Annotated in this window: 4 protein-coding genes; all 4 read left to right on the forward strand. The window is 58.9% G+C overall.

Going from position 1 to position 3323, the window contains the following annotated elements; all coding sequences use genetic code 11:
• Positions 1–288, forward strand: a 288-nt coding sequence (locus NKH67_RS33830) for an alpha/beta fold hydrolase (protein ID WP_353033070.1), incomplete at its 5' end; no start/stop codon positions are given.
• A gap of 778 nt (positions 289–1066) precedes the next feature.
• Positions 1067–1177, forward strand: a complete 111-nt coding sequence (locus NKH67_RS33835; protein WP_353033077.1) for a DUF982 domain-containing protein — start codon at positions 1067–1069, stop codon at positions 1175–1177.
• 684 nt (positions 1178–1861) lie between these two features.
• The gene (locus NKH67_RS33840) at positions 1862–2008 is read left to right on the forward strand and encodes a hypothetical protein (RefSeq protein ID WP_353033072.1); all 147 of its coding nucleotides are present in this window, start codon (positions 1862–1864) and stop codon (positions 2006–2008) included.
• Positions 2009–2919: 911 nt separating this feature from the next.
• Complete coding sequence (locus tag NKH67_RS33850; protein WP_353033079.1) at positions 2920–2988, forward strand: hypothetical protein; 69 nt, start codon at positions 2920–2922, stop codon at positions 2986–2988.
• Positions 2989–3323 lie beyond the last annotated feature (335 nt).

The raw sequence follows: 3323 nt of genomic DNA on the forward strand, positions 1-3323 counted from the left end.
TCCGTACTTTACGCGCGACCTCACGCCATGCACGACGCCTTCGAGCAATTCGCCGCCTTTAACCAGGATGCGGCGGACAACAAGGAGTTGTTGGCGAAGGGCGGCAAAGTCTCGATGCCGGTGCTAGCCGTTGGCGCTGAAAAGTCTTTCGGCACGGCCCAGGCAGACGATCTACGCTATGTCGCGACCCATGTGACTGTTGGGATCGTACCGGGCTCCGGTCACTGGATCATGGAGGAAAACCCGGACGCCACGGTCAAGCTCATCACGGACTTCCTCGCCAAGTAGCCTATCCGCTGCCCGCTAAGGCCGGCGCGCAAACCCGACGGAGAGCTACAATGACCAACCAGCCCATGCTGGCCAGGACATCTTCTGACGCCGAGCAATTTGGTCGTCCTGAGCATCGACCACTAGCCGATCCAAGATGGCGTCCGTTGCCTTGATGGATCGGCGGACCCTGGTCTTTTTGGCCGCCGTGCAAGGAAGCCGTCGAGGCTCATCCAGTCGACGGGATTTGTGCCAGCGCCTGGCCGATGAACTCCAAATAGAGATGCAGCTCTTCAGGCAAGAAGACGGGCCCGCTGCGTTCCGTTGGGGGTCGCTGGCGATGCTATGGCAAGAACGGTCATGACGATCACTCCTCTTGCCCAGCTTCGCCGATCTGCACGCGAGATTTCCATCCACAGAAATGAGTATTGACTTCCGTCTGCGGATGCCTGCGCCGGCAAGTGGCCCGTAGCGATAAGGACGGTTCTCGCTGTTGAGGACCGCAACGCGTTGGCGAGTCCAGTCTGAGCGATCAAGCCCGCGCTCTGGACGAGCTCCCATGCTCACAGAATGTTCGCCCACCGGGAGAAACGTGACGCAACGGAACGGATGGTTCACCGGTAAAGTCTTGGGGAGGTTTGCGAAAGGAGACCAGCATATGACCTGCGAACGAGACGTCGGGACGTTCGAAGAGCCCGTGACCGTTTTGCTGTCCTCCGGCAAAGTCAGTGTTTCGAGCACCCGCGAAGCCGCCGAAATGCTGCTTTACCGCTGACCCATTGGAGAAACCGCGCGCCGCATCCAGGCTCGTATGGCATGCATGAAGGTTCTCGGCGGCGGCAGCTCACCGGATGTAGCGCGCGTGGCATTTCTCAGCGCCGCCAAGGAAGCGAAAATCCTGAACGCCTGACATCGTCAATGCGTGCCCCACCACTGTCCATCATGCATCACTCTTGCAGCAAACATCCTGCGTCGATCATGCGGAGACGCCGAATGCTTGCGCGAGAAGGCTGGAGCCGCGGATCTGCACTCTACGTGGACATATCACCGCTCCGGGCAAAGCGGCCTACGGATCAAAAGTTACGTGGAAACCTGCCCCACCAAACTTTGTCTGGCAAACGCATGTCGGCCCTCCCGATTTCGTTGCGAGAGGCGAAGCTGGATCGCGCGCACTCGGTCTTCATCCCGTGTTTTCGAAAGAGTTCGTGAGAGAAGGCAACGGGTCAAGTAGTTCAGTGTTCGATCTGGAGGAATTGAAGCTGCTCGGCCTCGATCCGACAGGCAATCGATTACGGCCCAGGGGTGACTACCGATAAACCTCATTCCCGTTAATCTCCGGCCCCTGTTTCGAGGCAAGAGAATCGCATGCGCGGCCTCGTCGAGGAATTCCGCACGTATGGGCATGTATGGGGCCCTGTCGGGCCGCGACATCTACTTAGGACAGTCGCCGCGACCATAACTTTTGATAACAGGTCAGGGTCGCGGGATGCCGAGCCGCTTGAAATACCGAGTTGTGGGGTGCTCGCGATCGTCCCGCCTCAACCGCGCAAGTGCGTCATCATCGCCGGCGAGCGCGCCGACAAAGAGTGACTGTATGGCACTCCATTGGTTCAACCCTCTGGTCCCGGTCAAGACCGAGCGTCCCGGGATCATCCGCAACGTCAACAACGCCGAGGCAGCCGGGGAGGAGCTGATGAAGTGGCTGCTGCAAAAGAGGAGGGGACATTACTCCCGCCAATGACAACCAGCTAACTTGAATTGCGGCAAAGGTTCTCTGACCAACACCGCCTTCGCGAAAGGAGCCCGCCGCCAAGCATGGAGATGAGAGGCGACGGACCCCGGCCACAGCGGCTGCACATCCAAGAAGAACCGACCGCTGCAACCCTCTAAACCCGCGAGGGCCTACATCGTTCCCTTAGCTGCGTCTAAAGCGGGGTTGGTCGGCGGGCTCTTGCCGCTCTAAGTTCCCCTTATGGTCTTCTCTGGTTCTCTCCACCGGTCTACGTGAAGACGAAACGTCCGGGCATACGTAATGGGGCCAGCCACGTCAAGGGAGCCGCCGAGCAACTGATGGAATGGGAAACAAAGGGCCCGAGGTGGACGCAGGCGGTCCAATCCTGGGTCAACGCGTTCGAGGGCAGGGTGTCCCCCCATGAGGTCCCTGAAGCTTTTGAGGCGGCTGCCAGGGAGGCCAACGTGTATCTCTCCCCTGAGTACGAGGTATCATGGCGCCCATCTGGTCGTCCCTCCGGTGTTCGTGAAGACTGAAATCGGTGTCAGGCATGGCTGCAACAATGCGAAGGAAGCCCTTGAGCAGCTCAAAAGCTCAAAATGTGGACCCGGCGAGGGCCTCGCTGGACCCTCTGCCTGTCAGCCTTGGAGGGCGATTCGATTGACCCCCACATAATACGAAAATCCGAAAGGCCTTTGAGGCTGCCACTAAGCAGGCCAACGCGTATCTCTCCCCTGAGTAGGAGTTGTCGTGGCAACCCATTGGTTCTCCCCTCCGGTGTACGTAAAGACCGACCGACCTGGGGTCACCTACGGGTGCAACAACGTCGAGGGTGCCGCCGAGGAACTCATGAAGTGGACCAAGATGGGACCTAAGTGGAGGAGGCTGTGCAACTGTGCGCCGACGCCTTTCAGGACCGTGTGACTCCGGAAGAGGTCCGTCAGGCTTTCGAGGCTGCTGCCAAGGAGGAGGGGGTGCTCCGTGAGTAGCAGGCCGGTGCCCATGGCTATGTTGGGAAGGACCCGTTAGGCTGTCTAATGCTGACCAACTCCGCGCTGCTCGATATAGACCCGATACGAGAGCATTGACTTTGGCGGCGCATTTATGGGCCATTTTGCACTTCTTGAAACTGGCATCGGAGCTGCTTTGGGCGAGGTACTTGGCGTCAATGGGGCACGTCGACTAATCGTCAATCGAATATGGGTTCGACGAGAAGATTCAAACCGAACGCACACTGTAGGAACCGGAATATCGGGCTTCTAAAGCCGATGGCAGAAAGCGGATACGCTGTGGCGGCATTTGAGGGCACGTTCCTGCTCTTGAT

Source organism: Mesorhizobium sp. M0968 (genome assembly GCF_040319065.1).
Lineage (GTDB): Bacteria > Pseudomonadota > Alphaproteobacteria > Rhizobiales > Rhizobiaceae > Mesorhizobium.

Coding starts and splice junctions, on each gene's coding strand:
- NKH67_RS33840 (WP_353033072.1), top strand. CDS start 1,862: ATGGCACTCCATTGGTTCAACCCTCTGGTCCCGGTCAAGACCGAGCGT.